We start from the raw sequence: 14,889 nt of genomic DNA, 5'->3' as shown, positions 1-14,889 counted from the left end.
CCGAGGCGGCGGGTGCTCAGCCGGCCCCGAGCGGGCGCAGGTCGTCCCGGCCGGTGAGGCGACGGAGCTCCTCGACGGCGGCGGGGGGCAGCGTGCAGGCCTCGGGGGAGCTGCACGCCGCCGTGGTCGTGTAGGTGCCGTCGGTGCCGACGAGCACGGCGTCGACGCCGCCGTCGGCCACCTCCGCGTCGACCCGGAACACCGCGTGCCGGCGCCCGGACGGCTCGCCGGGCAGCGCGAACGTGGGGACCTCGACCGCCGCCGTCCTGCCGGAGCCGGTGTCCCAGCCCTCCTCGGACACGAGGAAGACGCGGGCCCCCGGCAGGGCGGACGGCACGGCGAGCACCGTCACGCGTCCGCCCGCGACGTCCGCCGACGAGGCCCCGACCTGCTCCCGGCCGGACGGGAGGGTGATCGGCCGGGGCTCCCCGGCCACGAGCACCTGCGCCGGCGCGGCACCGCGCGGCCGCTCGTAGACGACCTCGACACCGCCCAGCGGGCCGAGCGGCACGGCCGCGCCGTCGTCGGCGCCCGGACCGGTGGAGGCCGCGACCCCGACGGCCGGCCGGACGACGCCGGCGACGGCCGGGGACGCGGCGGTCGGCACGGGCGCCGGCACGTCGGCCGGTGCGACGAGGGCGCGCGGCGCGAGGGTCGAGACCGCCACCGCGGCCACCACGACGGCGGCCGCGGCCGCACCCGTGGCCGCGGTCGCACCGAGGATCCGACGCCGACGTCCTCGCACGATCGCCGCCGCGGCGTCGACCTGCATCGGTGGCGCCAGCCGGGTGACGTGCTGCCGCAGACGTGCGGCCGTCTGCTCGTCCGTGGTCGGGGTCATCGGACGCCTCCTTCGCGGTCGTCGGCCGACGCGTCGCCGGTCGTGGTGCCCAGCAGGTGCCGCAGGCTGGCCAGGCCCCGCGACGCGGTCGACTTCACCGTGCCGATGCTCACGCCGAGGTCGTCGGCGACCTCCGCCTCGCTGAGCCCGACGAGGTGCCGCAGGACGACGATCCGGCGCTGCCGGACGGTGAGGGTGCGCAGCGCGCGGACCAGCTGGTCCCGGTCGTCGACGGTGCGCGACCCGCCCTCGGCGTGGTGGGCGGGCAGGTCGTCCGGCGGCACGAGCACCTCGCGACGCTGCCGCCGCCACGTGTCGACACGCAGGTTCACCAGGACCCGGCGCGCGTACCCGCCCGGGTTGCCGTCGCGCACCCGGGGCCACGCCGCGTACGTGCGCACCAGCGCCTGCTGCGTCAGCTCCTCGGCGCGGTGCGGGTCGCCGACGAGCAGCCACGCGGTGCGCAGGAGCTCGTCGGCGTGCGCCTCGACGAAGGCGGTGAACTCGGCGTCGTGCCGGGCGCGGGTCGGTTCCGCGCGCGCGGACCGGACGGAGCGCAGCTCCACGGCGGCCTGCCCGGTGTCGAGGCCGTCGGTGCCGTCCGGCGGCACGGCCGCGCTCGTCGCGATGGCGGTCATGCTCTCTCCAACGAGCCGGCCGGGAGGAAGGTTGAGTCGCGACGTCGGATGCCCGCCACCTGGCCCGTCCGCACCCGTGCGCTGGCACCATCGCGGTCATGACCCAGAGCGCGACACCGGTGACCCAGGGGTGCGTCTTCTGCGCCGTCGCGGCCGGCAGGGCCGAGGCCAGCGTGGTGCACGAGGACGAGACCGTCGTGGCCTTCATGGACCTGAACCCGGTCACGCAGGGGCACCTCCTCGTCGTGCCGCGCGCGCACGCCGTCGGCCTCGAGGACCTCGACCCCGCGACGGGTGCCCACGTGTGGTCGGTCGGCCACGGGCTGGCACGGGCCCTGCGCCGCTCCCGCCTGCGGTGCGAGGGCGTGAACCTGCTCGTCTGCGACGGCGAGGTCGCCTTCCAGACCGTCTTCCACGTCCACCTGCACGTCATCCCGCGCTACGCGGGGGACGGCTGGACCCTCGTCCCCGACACGACGGAGCGCGACAGGTCGCTGCTCGACGCCGACGCACGGGCGGTCAGGGACGCCGTGGCCGAGGTCGGCGCGAGAGGACCGACGCCCGGTGCCGAGCGGGCCGCTCACCGCACCCCCGGTCCGTCGCGCCCCGCGTAGGACGCCGGGACGACGGCGGCCCCCGCCGCGGTGCGCGGGGCCGTCGCCGTGTGCCCGGGCGGCAGCCCCACCCGGGTGACGTACGGCCCCGGCCGCGCGTGCACGCCGGCGCGGCGCCGACGGCTACCGTGCGCGCATGAGCAACCTGAGCGACGTCGGTGCCCGTGACGGCTGGCGCTGCTGGCTGTGCGACGAGCCGGTGGACCCCGACGCGTCGGTGAACTCCGACCTCGGGCCCAGCGTCGACGCGGGCGCACTGGTCAAGGGCAAGAAGGGGACGACCGGTGTCGAGCGGCTCGCGCACCGGGCCTGCAACACGCGCAAGGGCGCGGTGAAGCCGGTCGTCCCGTGGTCGCCGGACCTCTTCGTCGTCGACCCCGCGCCCATCGCGGAGACGGTCGAGCGGCTGCGGCGCAAGGGCGGGCGCGAGGTCGTCGCCCGCTGCCCCAGCCGGTCCGACGCCGACGCGGCCGCCGACTGGCTGGCCGACCGGCTGTCGCGGTTCGCGCCCGACCTGCCGGTGACGACGCAGGTCGAGCCCGGCGGCGGGCAGTTCCTGCTGGCGGTGCGGACGCGATGACGGACGCGAGCCGGACGATCCGGGTCGGGATGGCGCAGCTGCTCGTGGTGCCGGGACGGCCCGACGACAACCTCGCGCGCGCCCGCGCCGCGGTCGCCGAGGCGGCGCAGGCCGGCTGCGACGTCGTCGTGCTGCCCGAGTGCCTCGACCTCGGCTGGACGCACGAGAGCGCCCGGGAGCTCGCCGAGCCGATCCCCGGTCCGCGCGTCGACGTGCTCGCCGCCGCGGCCCGCGAGCACGGCGTCCTCGTCGCCGCCGGCCTCACCGAGCGGGCGGGCGACCGCGTCCACAACTCCGCCGTCCTGCTCTCCGCGACCGGCGAGCTGCTGCTGCACCACCGCAAGATCCACGAGCTCGACTTCGCCCGGGCCCTCTACACGACGGGCTCGTCGCTCGCGGTGGCCGACACCCCGCTGGGTCGCATCGGCCTGGACATCTGCGCGGACAACTCGGCGGCGACCACGGGCATCGGGCACGCACTGGGCCTGATGGGCGCGGAGGTCCTGCTCTCGCCGTCGGCGTGGGCGGTGCCGCCGGACCACGACAACCACGTCGACCCGTACGGCGCCGAGTGGGAGGCGCCCTACCGCGAGCTCGCCACCGCGCACGACATGCCGGTGGTCGGCGTGAGCAACGTCGGGCCGGTCGTGGGCGGCGAGTGGGACGGGTGGCGGTGCATCGGCGCGTCGCTCGCGGTGGGCCGGGACGGGGAGACGATCCGGCAGGGCACCTACGGCGAGGCGGCCGCGGAGCTGCTCGTCGTCGACGTCGAGCTGCGGCCGCGCACCGGGGCCGCCACCGGGTCGACGGCGGACTCACCCGCCGCGTGACCGGCGCTACCCCGGGCGGTCGTCGGTCTCGGCGACCGTCGTGACCGGCGTGGTCAGCGGCCCGTGACCGCGTCGAGGCCGCGTCAGCCCTCCACGACGACGTAGCCGGTGAGATCCCTGCCGGCGGGGCGCAGCAGAGGTCGCCGTCCGCGTCCGCGCCTCGGGGAGCGGCACCGGACCGGGACGAACAGGACACGAGGTGACCTGTTCGGTCCGGACGATGACGGCATGACCACACACACGAGTCCCTCTGCCGCGTCCCACCCCGGCCCCGCCGACTTCCCCGAGCCCACCCTCGTGCCGCTCGGCGGCGTGGAGCTCGAGGTGTTCGAGGCCGGCCGCGAGAACGCGGGCCGGCCGATCGTCCTGTGCCACGGGTGGCCCGAGCTCGCGTACTCCTGGCGCCACCAGGTCCCCGCCCTCGTGGCGGCGGGCTACCACGTCATCGCGCCGAACCAGCGGGGGTTCGGCGGCTCGTCCCGCCCCACCGAGGTGACGGACTACGACGTCACGCACCTGACCGGTGACCTCGTGGCCCTGCTCGACCACCACGGCTACGACGACGCCGTGTTCGTCGGTCACGACTGGGGCGCGATGGTCGTGTGGGGACTGGCCGTGCTGCACCCGAGCCGGGTCGAGAAGGTGGTCGCGCTGAGCCTGCCGTACCAGGAGCGCGGGGAGCGGCCGTGGGTCGAGGCCATGGCCGACGTGCTCGGCGAGGACTTCTACGTCGTCCACCTCAACCGGCAGCCCGGCGTGGCGGACGCGGTGCTCGAGGCGGACACCGCCCGCTTCCTGCGCAACCTGTACCGCAGGGACCTGCCGCCCGCGGCGCCGCCCTCGGGGATGATGCTGATCGACGTCGCCCGTCAGGAGGCGCCGCTCGGCGAGCCGCTGATGAGCGACGACGACCTGGCCGTCTTCGTCTCCGCCTTCGAGGCGTCCGGGTTCACCGCCGGCCTGAACTGGTACCGGAACCTGGACCGCAACTGGCACCTGCTCGCGGAGGTCGACCCGGTCGTCCGCCGCCCCGCCCTGATGGTCTACGGGACCCGGGACACCGTCGCGCGAGCGCCGCACCTGACCACGTTCGTCCCGGACGTCGACGTGGTCGAGCTCGACTGCGGCCACTGGATCCAGCAGGAGCGGCCCGAGCAGACGACCCGCGCGATCCTCACCTGGCTGGAGCAGCGGGACGCCGGGTAGCGGGCCGCGGGACGGACGGGGTCAGCGGCCCATGATCGCGTCGATGATCCCCTGCTGGGTCACCGTCGCGGTCCGCCGGTCGAACAGCGCGAACCCGTACTGGCCGTTGTACCCGTTGTCCCAGTAGGCGGTGGCGGCGCCGTACTTCTTCGCCGTCGCGACGAGGGTGCGCGCGTAGTCGGCGCGGTACCGGTTGTTCGACGCGTCGAACGCGGTCTTGTCGATCGAGCCGTACTCGCCGATGAAGACGGGGTAGCCCTTGACGACGAACGCGTCGTGCATCTTCTTCAGCTGCGCGTCCATGAAGTCCTGCTGGCCCCACGTGGACGTCCGCGCACGGTCGGTCGCGTTCGGGCCCCACTGCGTGATCGCGCCGTCCTCCGTGCCGGTGAAGTCCCACGGGTCGTAGTAGTGCGCGTAGATCATGAGGCGCTGCTCGTTCGCGGGGATCGCCGACGAGCGGTACCGGTCCGTCGGGATGACGAACCCGTAGTTGCCCGTGGTGTAGTCGATGTTGGTGTTCCAGCCCGGGACGAGCAGCCACCGCGAGGTGTTGGTGCCACCGGTGCGGCGCACGGTGTCGACGAAGATCTGGTTGTACGCGTTGATGTTGGAGTAGCACGGCTGCGTGGGGGCGCCGTACTGGCCGTCGAAGTTCTCGTTCATCGACTCGAGGACGAGGCGCCCGCCGTAGTCCCGGAACGTCGTGGCGACCTGCTGCCAGACCGCTCGGTACTTCTCCCGGATCTGGTCCTGGTTCGCCGCGTCGCAGATGAGCCAGCCGCCGCCGACGCTCTTGTATCCGTCGCCGTGCATGTTGATGATCACGTGCAGGCCCCGGTCGTAGGCGAGGTCCACGACCTGCCGGATCCGGGCGAGCCAGGCCGCGTCGACGGTGTACGACGGCGCCGGGCCGATCTTCGCGAGGTACGACACGGGGATGCGGACGGTCCGGAACCCGGCGGCCTTCACCCGGTCGAGCAGCGCACCGGTGACGACGGGGTTGCCCCACGCCGTCTCGCTCGGCACGCCGTCGATGTTCGCCTCAAGCTGGTTGCCGAGGTTCCAGCCTGCGCCCATGTCTGCCACGAGCTGCGTCGCGCCGACCGTGACCGGACCCGTGGTGGGGGTCGGCGTGGGCGTCCGCGTCGGGGAGGGTGTCGACGTCGGCCGGGGCGACTGCGTCGGCGTGGACGTCGGCGACGTCGACGGTGAGGTCGTCGGGGTGACGGGGCTCCCCGTGCACGTGACGCCGTTGAGCGTGAAGGTGGTCGGCGCGGGGTTGCTGCCCGTGGACGTGCCGATGAAGCCGAACGACGCGGTCCCGTTGGTCGCCAGCGTGCCGTTGTACGCGGCGTTGCGCACTGACACCGCCGCCCCGGACTGGGTGGCGACGCCGTTCCACACCTGGCTGACGGTCTGGCCGGCGTTGAACGAGAAGCGCAGGTCCCACCCGGTGACGGGGTCGCCCAGGTTGGTCACCCGCACGTCGGCCTGGAAGCCGCCCTGCCACTGGCCGGCGACGGCGTAGTCGACCCGGCAGCCGGCGGCGGCGCTCGCCGTCCCGGTGGCGGCGACCGATCCGACGACGGCGACGACTGCTGCCGCGCTCGCGGTCAGCACCTTGCGCAGAACGTGCACGGTGGGTTCCTTCCAGGAGTGGGGGCAGGTCATGCCACCAGACCGACGCCCCTGCGCACACCCGTCGAAGCGCTTCACACGATGCCGTGGGCCCGTCCGCGAGCCCGGGCCGTCGAGGCCTCGACCGGGCCCTCGCACGCGCGTACCGTCGCCATCGGCAGGAGAGGTCGGCGTCCCTCGGCGACGGCGCCGCACGGGACCTCGTCGAGCAGGCGAGGCCCACGCACATCCACAGCACGAGCGGCAACCGGACCAGGGGCGGGTCTCGGAGCATGGACATGCTGAGCGGCGACGCGATCGCCGAGGCCGGGCTGACCGACCGGCGCAAGCTGGCCCAGGGGCTGCACGCCCGGTACCGGGTCGACGACTTCGGTGCCGGCGTCCGTCTCCTCGCCGCGGTGGCGGAGGCGGGCGACACGCTCGGGCACCACCCGAGCGTGTCGATGGGCACCGGGCACGTCGACCTGAAGCTCGTCAGCGCCGACGCGATCTACCGCGACGACGAGGGCACCGAGCACGTCGTCGAGTGGGTCACCCAGCAGGACGTCGACCTCGCGCGACGCATCACGGCGATCGCCGCGGAGCACGGCCTCGTCGCCGACCCGGCCTCGGTCAGCGTCCTCGAGCTCGGCCTCGACACGCCGGACCCCGGGACCATCGCGCCCGTGTGGGCCGCCCTGCTGACGGGCGACGCCGCGTCCCAGGGGCGCGGGTCGCCGAGCGACGAGGTCCGCGACGCCACGGGGAGGGTGCCGAACCTGTGGTTCGGCGACGTGGGGTCGGACGACGCCGCGCGCCAGCGGTTCCACGTCGAGGTCTACGTGGCGCCCGAGGTGGCCGAGCAGCGGGTCGCGGCCGCCGTCGCCGCGGGTGGGACGGTCGTCGACGACAGCGAGGCGCCGTCGCTGACCGTGGTCGCCGACCAGGACGGCAACACGGGCGTCGTCTGCGTCGCCTGAGCCGCGCGGCGACGGGCCGCCACCCCCGCCTCCAGCGACGCGCGGGAACCCGGCGGTGCCGGCTCAGCCCTGCAGGAGCCAGAGCACGGACGCGAACGTCGGGCGCCCCTGGGCGTCGACGGCGAACGGCTGCGCGCCCGTCTCGGTGCCGACGGCGACGACGGTCTGCCCGGCGGGCACCGTGACGACGCTGCACGTCTGGACCGTCGCGCCCACCTCGGGCCCGACCAGCGGCTCGTCCGCGCACTCGAACGGACCGGTCAGGCGGTCGAAGACCATGAACGTCGTGCTCCGCTCGCCCTGGTCGGTCCAGCCGAAGAGGTTCGGCGCGTCGAGCACCTCGAGCGGGTCCGACGACTCCGCCCACAGCAGCTCGTGCCGGGCGCGCAGGTAGAACGCGTCCTCGGCCTGCGGGTCGTACGCCGGGCCGCCGCTGACGTCGACCGCGGCGAGCGCCTCCTCGTCCGCGGGCTCCACGGCGACGACGCTCGTCCGGTAGTGCGCCTCCCGCCAGGAGCCGGACGCGCGGTCACCGAGCGCGTACCGGACGACGGCGCTCTGGTCCGCCGGCAGCGTCGTGCCGTCCGGGGTGAGGTCGGCCGGGCCGGTGCCCACCACCGAGGGTGCGGGCGACGGCGCGGCGGCCGTCTGGGCGAGGGGCGGCGAGGGGGGTGCGGCGGTGCCCCCGTCGCCGGCGCTGCACGCCGTCAGGGTGAGCGCGACGACGGTCACGGCCAGCAGGGTCGTCGAGGAGCGGCGGGCGGTGCGCGGCACGGTGCCTCCGGGCGTGGGGGCGTCGGGTCGTGGAGGAGTCTTCCCCACCTGCCACGACGGCCGCACCGGGGACGGTCGCTCCGGGGGGACGCCGGTCCCGCGGGCGCCGGCATCAGGTGGCGCGTCGCACCCCGTACCGGACGTGCACCACGCCGCTGGCGAACCGCCGGTGCTCCAGCAGCTCCAGGTCGAGCCGGACGCCCCGCGGCAGTGCCGGCTTCCCGCCGCCCACGGTCACGGGGTGCAGCAGCAGCACGCACTCGTCCACGAGACCATGCCGGAACGCCTCGGCGCCGAGGGTCGCACCACCGACGCTCAGGTCCGAGCCGGACTCCTCCTTCAGCCGTCGGACCGCGTCCGGGTCGAGCTGCCGCTCGATCCTCGTCCGCGCGGTGCTCACGTCCTGCAGCGTCGTGGAGTAGACGACCTTGTCGGCGTCCCGCCAGATCTGCGCGTACTCGCGGACGACCGGCGGCTCGTCGGCGAGCCAGTCGTCGTCCTCCCACACGCGCATCGCCTCGTACATGCGCCGGCCGTAGAGGGACGTGCCGATGCCCCGCTCGTGCTCGTTCCAGAACGCGTGCACCTGCTCGTCCGGCTCGGACCACCCGAAGGAGCCGTCCTCGTCCTCCACGTAGCCGTCGAGCGAGACGTTGGCCGCGTAGACCAGCTTGCCCATGGGTGCGCCTCCGGACGGACGGGTGCTCCAGGCTCCCAGCGGCGCGGCGGCACGGGCAAGGGCCGGCCCGGGCGGGCCCGGGACCCGTCGGGGCGGTCCGGTGCGGGCGGTGGTCCTCCGTGCCCGCTCGCCGGGCACGACCACCGGCCCCGGGTGATCCTGGACGAGCGGCCGGACGACGCCCGCGCCCACCACCGGTCAACCCGAGGAGAGCTCATGACGACGAAGGTCGAGAAGTCGGTGCTGGTGAACGTGCCGATCAGCGTCGCCTACAACCAGTGGACGCAGTTCGAGGAGTTCCCCCACTTCATGGGCGGCGTGAAGAAGGTGACGCAGCTGGGCGACGACCGCCTGCACTGGGTCGCCGAGATCGCCGGGGTGAAGCGGGAGTGGGAGGCGCGGGTCCTCGACCAGGTGCCGGACCAGAAGGTGTCGTGGGCGGCGACGTCGGGCGCGACGAACGCCGGCGCGGTGACGTTCGAGGACGTCGGCGGCGGCCAGACGTCGGTGCACCTGTCGCTCGAGTACGAGCCCGAGGGCCTCGTCGAGAAGGTCGGCGACAAGCTGAACGTCGTCGAGAACCAGGCCGAGCGCGACCTCGAGCGGTTCAAGGCGTTCATCGAGGACGAGGGCTACGCGACGGGCGCCTGGCGCGGGTCGATCGGCACGGGGACCGCCGGCACGCCCGGGGTGGAGGCAGCGGCCGCGTCCCGCGGGGACAGCGGCCACGCCGGGATCTCGGGCAAGGCGGCTGCCGCCGGGCTCGGTGTCGCGGCGGCTGCGGCGGCGGCCGTGGTGGCCGGCCGGAGCAGCGGCTCCGACGAGACCGAGGTCGTGGGTGCCGACCTGTCGAACCCGACGCCGCCCGTCGTCCCCGTCGTCGACGAGACCGTGGCTCCCACGACCGCGCCGGCGGGTGGCACCGTCGCGGCCGACCCGCTCGTGGTCGCGGACGACGCCGACGGCGACCCGCGCATCTGACGGCTCGCACGGAGCACACGGCGCGCACCGCGCCGAGCACGTCCCGACGGGGCGCCGGACCTCCGGCGCCCCGTCGGTGTGCGACGTCTGCGTGAGCACGTCTAGCGGTACTCCGCGACCACCTCGATGGGCCCGACGATGTGCCGGTTGAGGTCCTCGAGGTCCTCGGCCGGGATCCAGTACTCGAGGATCGTCTGCCCGCCCGCCTGCTGGACGTCGTAGCGGTCGAGGAACTCCTTCTCGACCTCGAAGCGGGTCACGTACCCGACGCCGCTGGCCTTGACGTTCCAGTCCCGGGCGATCCGTGTGGCGTAGTCCTCGTTGAGCACGGGGTAGAAGATCGGCTGGTCCGGCAGCCGAGGCGGCCACGCGCGCCACCCCGTCGCCTCGACGAGCGCCAGCTCCTGCGGTCCTGTCGGTCGCCACAGCGTCACCGTCTCCACGGTCGCGATGCTGCCAGTCGCGCTCACCCCGGGGTAGGGCCCGCGTCGACGTCGCTCGGCCCGGTCACCGGCACCACCCGTCGCCCGGGGCGGCGCAGACCCGTCCTCCGCTGCTGCCCGGCCCCGGCATCAGGCTCCGGCGCCCTCCTGCGACGTCCGCGCGAGCCGTTCGACGAGGTCGTCCGGGACCGGCCGGCGGGGCGAGAAGGTGATGCCGGTCTTCGTCGCCTTCAGACCGGCGGCGGCGATCTCCTCGGCGTGCGCGGTGATCGCGTGGGGGAGGACGTACAGCCCGCACTGCCTGCTGAACGCCGCATAGCTCGCGACGACGGAGCTCCCGACCCGGAACCCCGGCATGTCGTACGCCACGATCTCCTCCGCGTCCGGCAGGGCGCGGGCGAGGACCGCGCGCAGCCGTTCCAGCACGGGCCGGAAGGGCTCCGGTGCTGCGGCGATGTACGCGTCGTGGTCGGCCACCGTGGCCATGGCTGCGGCTCCTTCCTCGCGGCGTGGCGCACCTCGACCAGGGGTACCCCAGGCTGGCAGCGCCGTGGTGGCACCGGCAAGGGCGGGGGACGGCGACGAGGAACGCGCGCCGGGCGGGCCGGCGTGCTCGGCGATCGGCCGAGCCGTGGTGCGGGCCCGGTTGCGTGGTCACGCTGACGCGACGGACCCGGTGAAGCCGAGGATCGCCGCCGCGAGTGCGTCCGGGGCCTCCAGGGCGACGTAGTGACCGACACCGTCGAGCTGGACGGCTGTGACGGCTCCGGCCGTGACCTGACGGAGGGTCGCGGAGGTGAACGACCCACCACCGGCGCCGACGGCCAGCACGGGCACGGTCAGCGGGCTCGACGCGGCCAGGGCCCGGAGGTCCTCACCCTCGGCCAGCATGGAGCGGTAGAGCCCGACGGCGCCGCGCCAGCCACCGGGGCGGGCGTAGGTGCGGGCGAGCTCGTCCACGTCGGCGTCCGTGACCGACCCGGCGACGGCGACCATGCTCGGGAAGGCCCACCGCCCGAGGAGCTCGCGCTCCCGGCCCGCGAACAGCAGCTCCGGGATGCCGGGGGCCACCAGCGCGCCGATGTGCCAGGAGCCGCCGTGCGTGACGTCCGCCAGGCCCTCCAGGCCGAACCCGGCCAGGCCCGTCTCGATCGCCGTGAGGCTGAGGACGTCCTGCGGGTGCGCGGCGACGAGCCGGAACACGGTCCCTCCGCTGATGTCCTGCGCGGTCACGTGCACGCGTCCCCAGCCGAGGTGCTCGATCAGCCCGTGCAGGTCCTCGGCAGCGGTCGCGCTGTCGTGGTCGTCGTCGGCGGTGCTGGAGTCGCCGAACCCGCGCAGGTCCACGGCGACGACCCGGTGGGCCTCGGCGAGCAGCGGGATGAGCCTGTGGAAGGCCCACCAGGTCTCCGGGAACCCGTGCACGAGGAGGACGGGCGAGCCGGTGCTGCCGGCGGTGACGTAGTGGATCTGCGCGCCGTTGATCGCGGCCGTGTGGTGCGCGACGGCCGGGATGGTCGCGTTGGTGGCGGGCATCGCCGTCTCCTCAGATAGACAACCGGGTTGTCCACCAACGTAGACAACTCGGTTGTCGTTGTCCACCACCGATCTAGACTGCGTCGCATGTCCCGGTCGGGGGCCGATCTCGCCCTGCTGCTGCTCGGCGGCTTCCGCACGCTCGTGGACGGCGCGACGAGCGAGCTGGCCGCGCGCGGGTACGACGACTTCCGCCCGACCCACGAGTTCGCGATGCGCGCGATCATCGCCGGCGCCGACAGCACGTCCGCCGTCGGACGCCGCCTCTCCGTGTCCAAGCAGGCCGCCGCGAAGACCGTCGCCGTCCTCGTCGAGCGCGGCTACGTGTCGAGCGAGCCCGACCCGTCCGACGCGCGACGCAACCGGCTCCAGGTCACCGCCCGCGGGTTCGACGTCCTGCGCGAGGGGGAAGCGGTCTTCGAGGAGCTGCGCGCCCGGTGGGAGGAGAAGCTGGGCGCCGCCGAGCTCGCGCACCTCGAGGCGAGCCTGGCGACGCTCGTCGGCGACGCCGCGGTGGACGCGGGCGCACCCGGCTGGGTCGGCCAGGACACACCCACGACCTAGGAGCGCCCGGCCACGGGGCTCGCGATGTGCCGTCCGCCCGCTCCCGGACGTCCTCGCGGTGCACGGCCAACCGCGTCGGAGGGGGAGCCCGCGGCCCCCTCCTCAGGAGGCGGCCGCGCAGCCCCCTGCGTCCCCGGTGCCCGCCGACCCTCCCGCCGGTCGCGGTGGACCTGCCCGGCGCGGATGACGGCGTCGAGCTTGTCCCGCGTGGCCGTCAGCTCGTCCAGCTGCGCCTGCACGCGCGCCCGCTCGGCCAGCAGCCGCTCGTGCATCTCGTCGGTGAGCACGCCGTGCTCCATGCACGGCAGGATCCGCAGGACCGCCTTGCTGCCGAGCCCAGCGGCGTAGAGGTTCTGGATGAACCGCACCCGCTCGACCGTCCCGGCGCGTACCGACGCTGCCCGCCGGGGCTGCGCTCGGCTGTGAGCAGGCCCTGCTCCTCGTAGTACCGCAGCGCGCGCACGCTGACGCCCGCCCCTGCCGCGACCTCGCCGATGCGCACGCGTCCCTCCCGCACTTGACCCTGACGTCGACGTCAGGTCCTAGCGTCCCACCCATGACCACCGCACTGATCACCGGGGCCAACCGCGGCCTCGGCCGCCACTTCGCCGCCGAGCTCCTCGCCCGGGGGGCCACCGTCTGGGCCGCCGCCCGCGACCCGCGCGCGATCGACCTGCCGGGCGTCCGGCCGCTCGCCCTGGACGTCACCGACCCCGGCGCCGTCGCCGCGGCCGCCGCGGTCGCCGACGACGTCGACCTGCTCGTCAACAACGCGGGCATCTCCACCGGCGCCGCGCTCCTGGGCGACCTCGACGCCGTGCGCGCCGAGATGGACGTCAACTTCTGGGGCGCCCTGGCGATGGCCCGCGCCTTCGCCCCCGTGCTGGCGGCCAACGGCGGCGGCGCGATCGTCAACGTCGCCTCCGCGCTGTCCTGGTTCGCCGCCCCCGGCGCCGGCGCGTACGCGGTGTCCAAGGCGGCGAGCTGGAACATGAGCAACGCCCTGCGCCTGGAGCTCGCCGGGCAGGGCACGCGGCTCACCTCCGTCCACCTGGGCCTCGCGGACACCGACATGGCGCGGGGGATCGAGGGGCCGAAGACGGACCCGGCCGTGGTGGTGCGTCGCACGCTCGACGCCGTCGAGGCGGGCGACCTGGAGGTGGTCGTCGACGAGTGGACCGCGATGGTGAAGGCGTCCCTGGCGGACGACCCGCGCACGTTCTACGCCCGCTTCCTGCCTGCCTGACGCCCCTGCGCGACCTACGCGCCGACGACCGGAGAGGTCGCGAGGGACGGCCCGACGATCCTGGTCCGACCCGGGTGCGCGGCGGGCTACCCGCCCGCCGCGCGCCCGGCTGGTGCTACCGGACGAACTGCATCTCGGGGTAGCGCGGGTGCGGCGCGCGGAGCAGCCGGCCGCTGCCGTGCCGCAGGTGCTCGTCGAAGAACGCCCGCACGTACGTGCGCTGGACCGTGAGGGAGCGCTTCGGGTCGAGGGTGCCGACCAGCTCGGCCAGCACGTCGGCGGGCAGGCCGATGGCCGGGGCCGCCTGCGGGTAGAGCAGCAGGCCGTCGTTGAACGAGCCGTGGGCCGAGCCGGTCAGGCTCAGCTCCCGCTTGTACCCCGTGTGGTTCGCCCAGAACGCGTCCCAGCTGGGGTCGCGCGGCTCGGTGCCGTGGTCGCTGCTCAGCAGCAGGAACGGCCGGTCCGAGCCGGCGGTGGCACTGTCGCCGACGAGGGTCCCGTCCAGGTTGACGCCGGCCTTGATGCGGCGGTCGTCGTGCATCGTCGCCGCGGCGGTGCTGCCGCCGAGGGAGTGGCCGAACATGCCGACGCGGTCCAGGTCGAGGGCACCGCGCAGACCCGTCGGCAGCCGGCGTCCCCCCGCGTCCGGGTTGCGGCCGGCGTTCAGCACGGCGAGCTGGTCCAGGACGAACCGGGTGTCGGCCTCCCGCACGGCGGCGACCTGGGCGATGACCTCGTCGTCGATCTCGGGGAGGGCACCGACCTCGACGCGCCCGTCGGGGAACTCCACCTCGCTGGCGTCGTGGGTGTGGTCGATCGTGGCCACGACGTAGCCGTGGCTGACCAGCTCCTCGACGAGCGCGGTGCTGGTGCCGCGGTCCCCGCCGAGGCCCGGTGAGTAGAGCACCACCGGTCGACCGCCCCGGGCCCGGTCCACCGGTGCGCCCTCGCGGGCGTGGGTGACGGTGGACCGCACCGCGTCCGCGGGGAGGCCGAACGCCTCGGCGAAGTGCGGCACCGCGCCGGGCGACAACCACGGCGACACGGGGTGCCCGTGGGTCCGCTGGGCCGGGTACCAGAGCTGCACCATGATCTCGCGGACGGGCTGGGACGGCACCCACGGGTCGGTGCGCGTGGTGTCGACCAGGTGCAGCGCGACGGTGCCGAGGCGCTCGGGGCCGGTCGGTGCCGGGAGGCGGTAGCCGGCGGTGGCGGGCGGGTGGCCGGGGTGGGCGGCGACCGGCGCGGCGCTGCCGACCAGTCCGATGCCCGCGGCGAGGAGTGCGGCGGTCAGCAGCCGGCGGCGGTGCCGTGGTGGGCGCGGGGAGCTCGTGCGCATGTGGGTCCTCCTGTGTCG

The 14,889-nt window shown here is 74.9% G+C and carries 18 protein-coding genes; 8 read left to right on the top strand and 10 right to left on the bottom strand.

Annotation, left to right across the window (positions count from 1 at the left end):
- Positions 1-16 precede the first annotated feature (16 nt).
- Positions 17-841, bottom strand: coding sequence for a hypothetical protein (locus GC089_RS16650; protein ID WP_155378572.1), 825 nt, complete (start codon positions 839-841; stop codon positions 17-19).
- Entirely contained in the window at positions 838-1,479 is a 642-nt protein-coding gene (locus tag GC089_RS16645) for a SigE family RNA polymerase sigma factor (protein ID WP_155378571.1), read from the bottom strand. Before GC089_RS16645 ends, GC089_RS16650 begins: the two co-directional genes overlap by 4 nt.
- A 98-nt stretch (positions 1,480-1,577) precedes the next feature.
- On the opposite strand from GC089_RS16645, the gene GC089_RS16640 reads away from it, so the two are divergent.
- The 4 genes from GC089_RS16640 (at position 1,578) to GC089_RS16625 (ending at position 4,709) form a co-directional block, all read left to right on the top strand.
- Positions 1,578-2,093, top strand: a complete 516-nt coding sequence (locus GC089_RS16640) for an HIT family protein (protein WP_155378570.1) — start codon at positions 1,578-1,580, stop codon at positions 2,091-2,093.
- Positions 2,094-2,229: 136 nt separating this feature from the next.
- Entirely contained in the window at positions 2,230-2,673 is a 444-nt protein-coding gene (locus GC089_RS16635) for a hypothetical protein (RefSeq protein ID WP_155378569.1), read from the top strand.
- The gene (locus tag GC089_RS16630; RefSeq protein WP_155378568.1) at positions 2,670-3,503 is read left to right on the top strand and encodes a carbon-nitrogen hydrolase family protein; all 834 of its coding nucleotides are present in this window, start codon (positions 2,670-2,672) and stop codon (positions 3,501-3,503) included. Before GC089_RS16635 ends, GC089_RS16630 begins: the two co-directional genes overlap by 4 nt.
- Before the next feature lie 228 nt (positions 3,504-3,731).
- Positions 3,732-4,709, top strand: a complete 978-nt coding sequence (locus GC089_RS16625; protein ID WP_155378567.1) for an alpha/beta fold hydrolase — start codon at positions 3,732-3,734, stop codon at positions 4,707-4,709.
- Between the two features lie 21 nt (positions 4,710-4,730).
- On the opposite strand, the gene GC089_RS18550 is transcribed toward GC089_RS16625, so the two are convergent.
- Positions 4,731-6,350 carry a cellulase family glycosylhydrolase gene (locus tag GC089_RS18550; protein ID WP_230684908.1) on the bottom strand — a complete coding sequence of 540 codons (1,620 nt, stop codon included), beginning with the start codon at positions 6,348-6,350 and terminating at the stop codon, positions 4,731-4,733.
- A gap of 272 nt (positions 6,351-6,622) precedes the next feature.
- On the opposite strand from GC089_RS18550, the gene GC089_RS16615 reads away from it, so the two are divergent.
- Positions 6,623-7,309: a VOC family protein gene (locus tag GC089_RS16615; protein ID WP_155378565.1), complete on the top strand. Its 687-nt coding sequence runs from the start codon at positions 6,623-6,625 to the stop codon at positions 7,307-7,309.
- 63 nt (positions 7,310-7,372) lie between these two features.
- Here the strand turns inward: GC089_RS16615 and GC089_RS16610 are convergent, their stop codons facing one another.
- Both GC089_RS16610 and GC089_RS16605 read right to left on the bottom strand, forming a co-directional pair.
- A complete protein-coding gene (locus tag GC089_RS16610; protein ID WP_155378564.1) occupies positions 7,373-8,083 on the bottom strand; it encodes a hypothetical protein in 711 nt (236 codons plus the stop codon).
- 112 nt (positions 8,084-8,195) lie between these two features.
- On the bottom strand, positions 8,196-8,762 hold the full coding sequence (locus GC089_RS16605) for a dihydrofolate reductase family protein (RefSeq protein ID WP_155378563.1): 567 nt from the start codon (positions 8,760-8,762) through the stop codon (positions 8,196-8,198).
- 216 nt (positions 8,763-8,978) lie between these two features.
- Between GC089_RS16605 and GC089_RS16600 the strand changes: the two genes are divergently transcribed.
- On the top strand, positions 8,979-9,743 hold the full coding sequence (locus GC089_RS16600; protein WP_155378562.1) for an SRPBCC family protein: 765 nt from the start codon (positions 8,979-8,981) through the stop codon (positions 9,741-9,743).
- 101 nt (positions 9,744-9,844) lie between these two features.
- Here the strand turns inward: GC089_RS16600 and GC089_RS16595 are convergent, their stop codons facing one another.
- From GC089_RS16595 to GC089_RS16585, 3 genes are all read right to left on the bottom strand, one after another.
- Positions 9,845-10,186 (bottom strand): hypothetical protein, encoded by a 342-nt coding sequence (locus GC089_RS16595; protein WP_155378561.1) that lies wholly within the window; start codon positions 10,184-10,186, stop codon positions 9,845-9,847.
- Between the two features lie 129 nt (positions 10,187-10,315).
- Positions 10,316-10,672, bottom strand: a complete 357-nt coding sequence (locus tag GC089_RS16590; RefSeq protein WP_155378560.1) for an iron chaperone — start codon at positions 10,670-10,672, stop codon at positions 10,316-10,318.
- A gap of 168 nt (positions 10,673-10,840) precedes the next feature.
- The gene (locus GC089_RS16585) at positions 10,841-11,722 is read right to left on the bottom strand and encodes an alpha/beta fold hydrolase (protein WP_155378559.1); all 882 of its coding nucleotides are present in this window, start codon (positions 11,720-11,722) and stop codon (positions 10,841-10,843) included.
- Between the two features lie 87 nt (positions 11,723-11,809).
- Here GC089_RS16585 and GC089_RS16580 point away from each other — a divergent pair, with 87 nt between their 5' ends.
- Complete coding sequence (locus GC089_RS16580) at positions 11,810-12,286, top strand: MarR family winged helix-turn-helix transcriptional regulator (RefSeq protein WP_155378558.1); 477 nt, start codon at positions 11,810-11,812, stop codon at positions 12,284-12,286.
- Here the strand turns inward: GC089_RS16580 and GC089_RS19425 are convergent.
- Positions 12,283-12,654 (bottom strand): hypothetical protein, encoded by a 372-nt coding sequence (locus tag GC089_RS19425; RefSeq protein ID WP_230684907.1) that lies wholly within the window; start codon positions 12,652-12,654, stop codon positions 12,283-12,285. The two genes, GC089_RS16580 and GC089_RS19425, sit on opposite strands and share 4 nt — an antisense overlap.
- 188 nt (positions 12,655-12,842) lie before the next feature.
- Between GC089_RS19425 and GC089_RS16570 the strand changes: the two genes are divergently transcribed.
- Positions 12,843-13,532, top strand: coding sequence for an SDR family oxidoreductase (locus GC089_RS16570; protein WP_155378557.1), 690 nt, complete (start codon positions 12,843-12,845; stop codon positions 13,530-13,532).
- 115 nt (positions 13,533-13,647) lie between these two features.
- Here the strand turns inward: GC089_RS16570 and GC089_RS16565 are convergent, their stop codons facing one another.
- Positions 13,648-14,871 carry a hydrolase gene (locus GC089_RS16565; protein WP_155378556.1) on the bottom strand — a complete coding sequence of 408 codons (1,224 nt, stop codon included), beginning with the start codon at positions 14,869-14,871 and terminating at the stop codon, positions 13,648-13,650.
- Between the last annotated feature and the right edge of the window lie 18 nt (positions 14,872-14,889).

The organism is Cellulomonas sp. JZ18, from assembly GCF_009720485.1.
GTDB lineage: Bacteria > Actinomycetota > Actinomycetes > Actinomycetales > Cellulomonadaceae > Cellulomonas.
The sequence above is the reverse complement of the archived record's forward strand: the minus strand, read 5'-3'. Positions and strand labels throughout refer to the sequence as shown.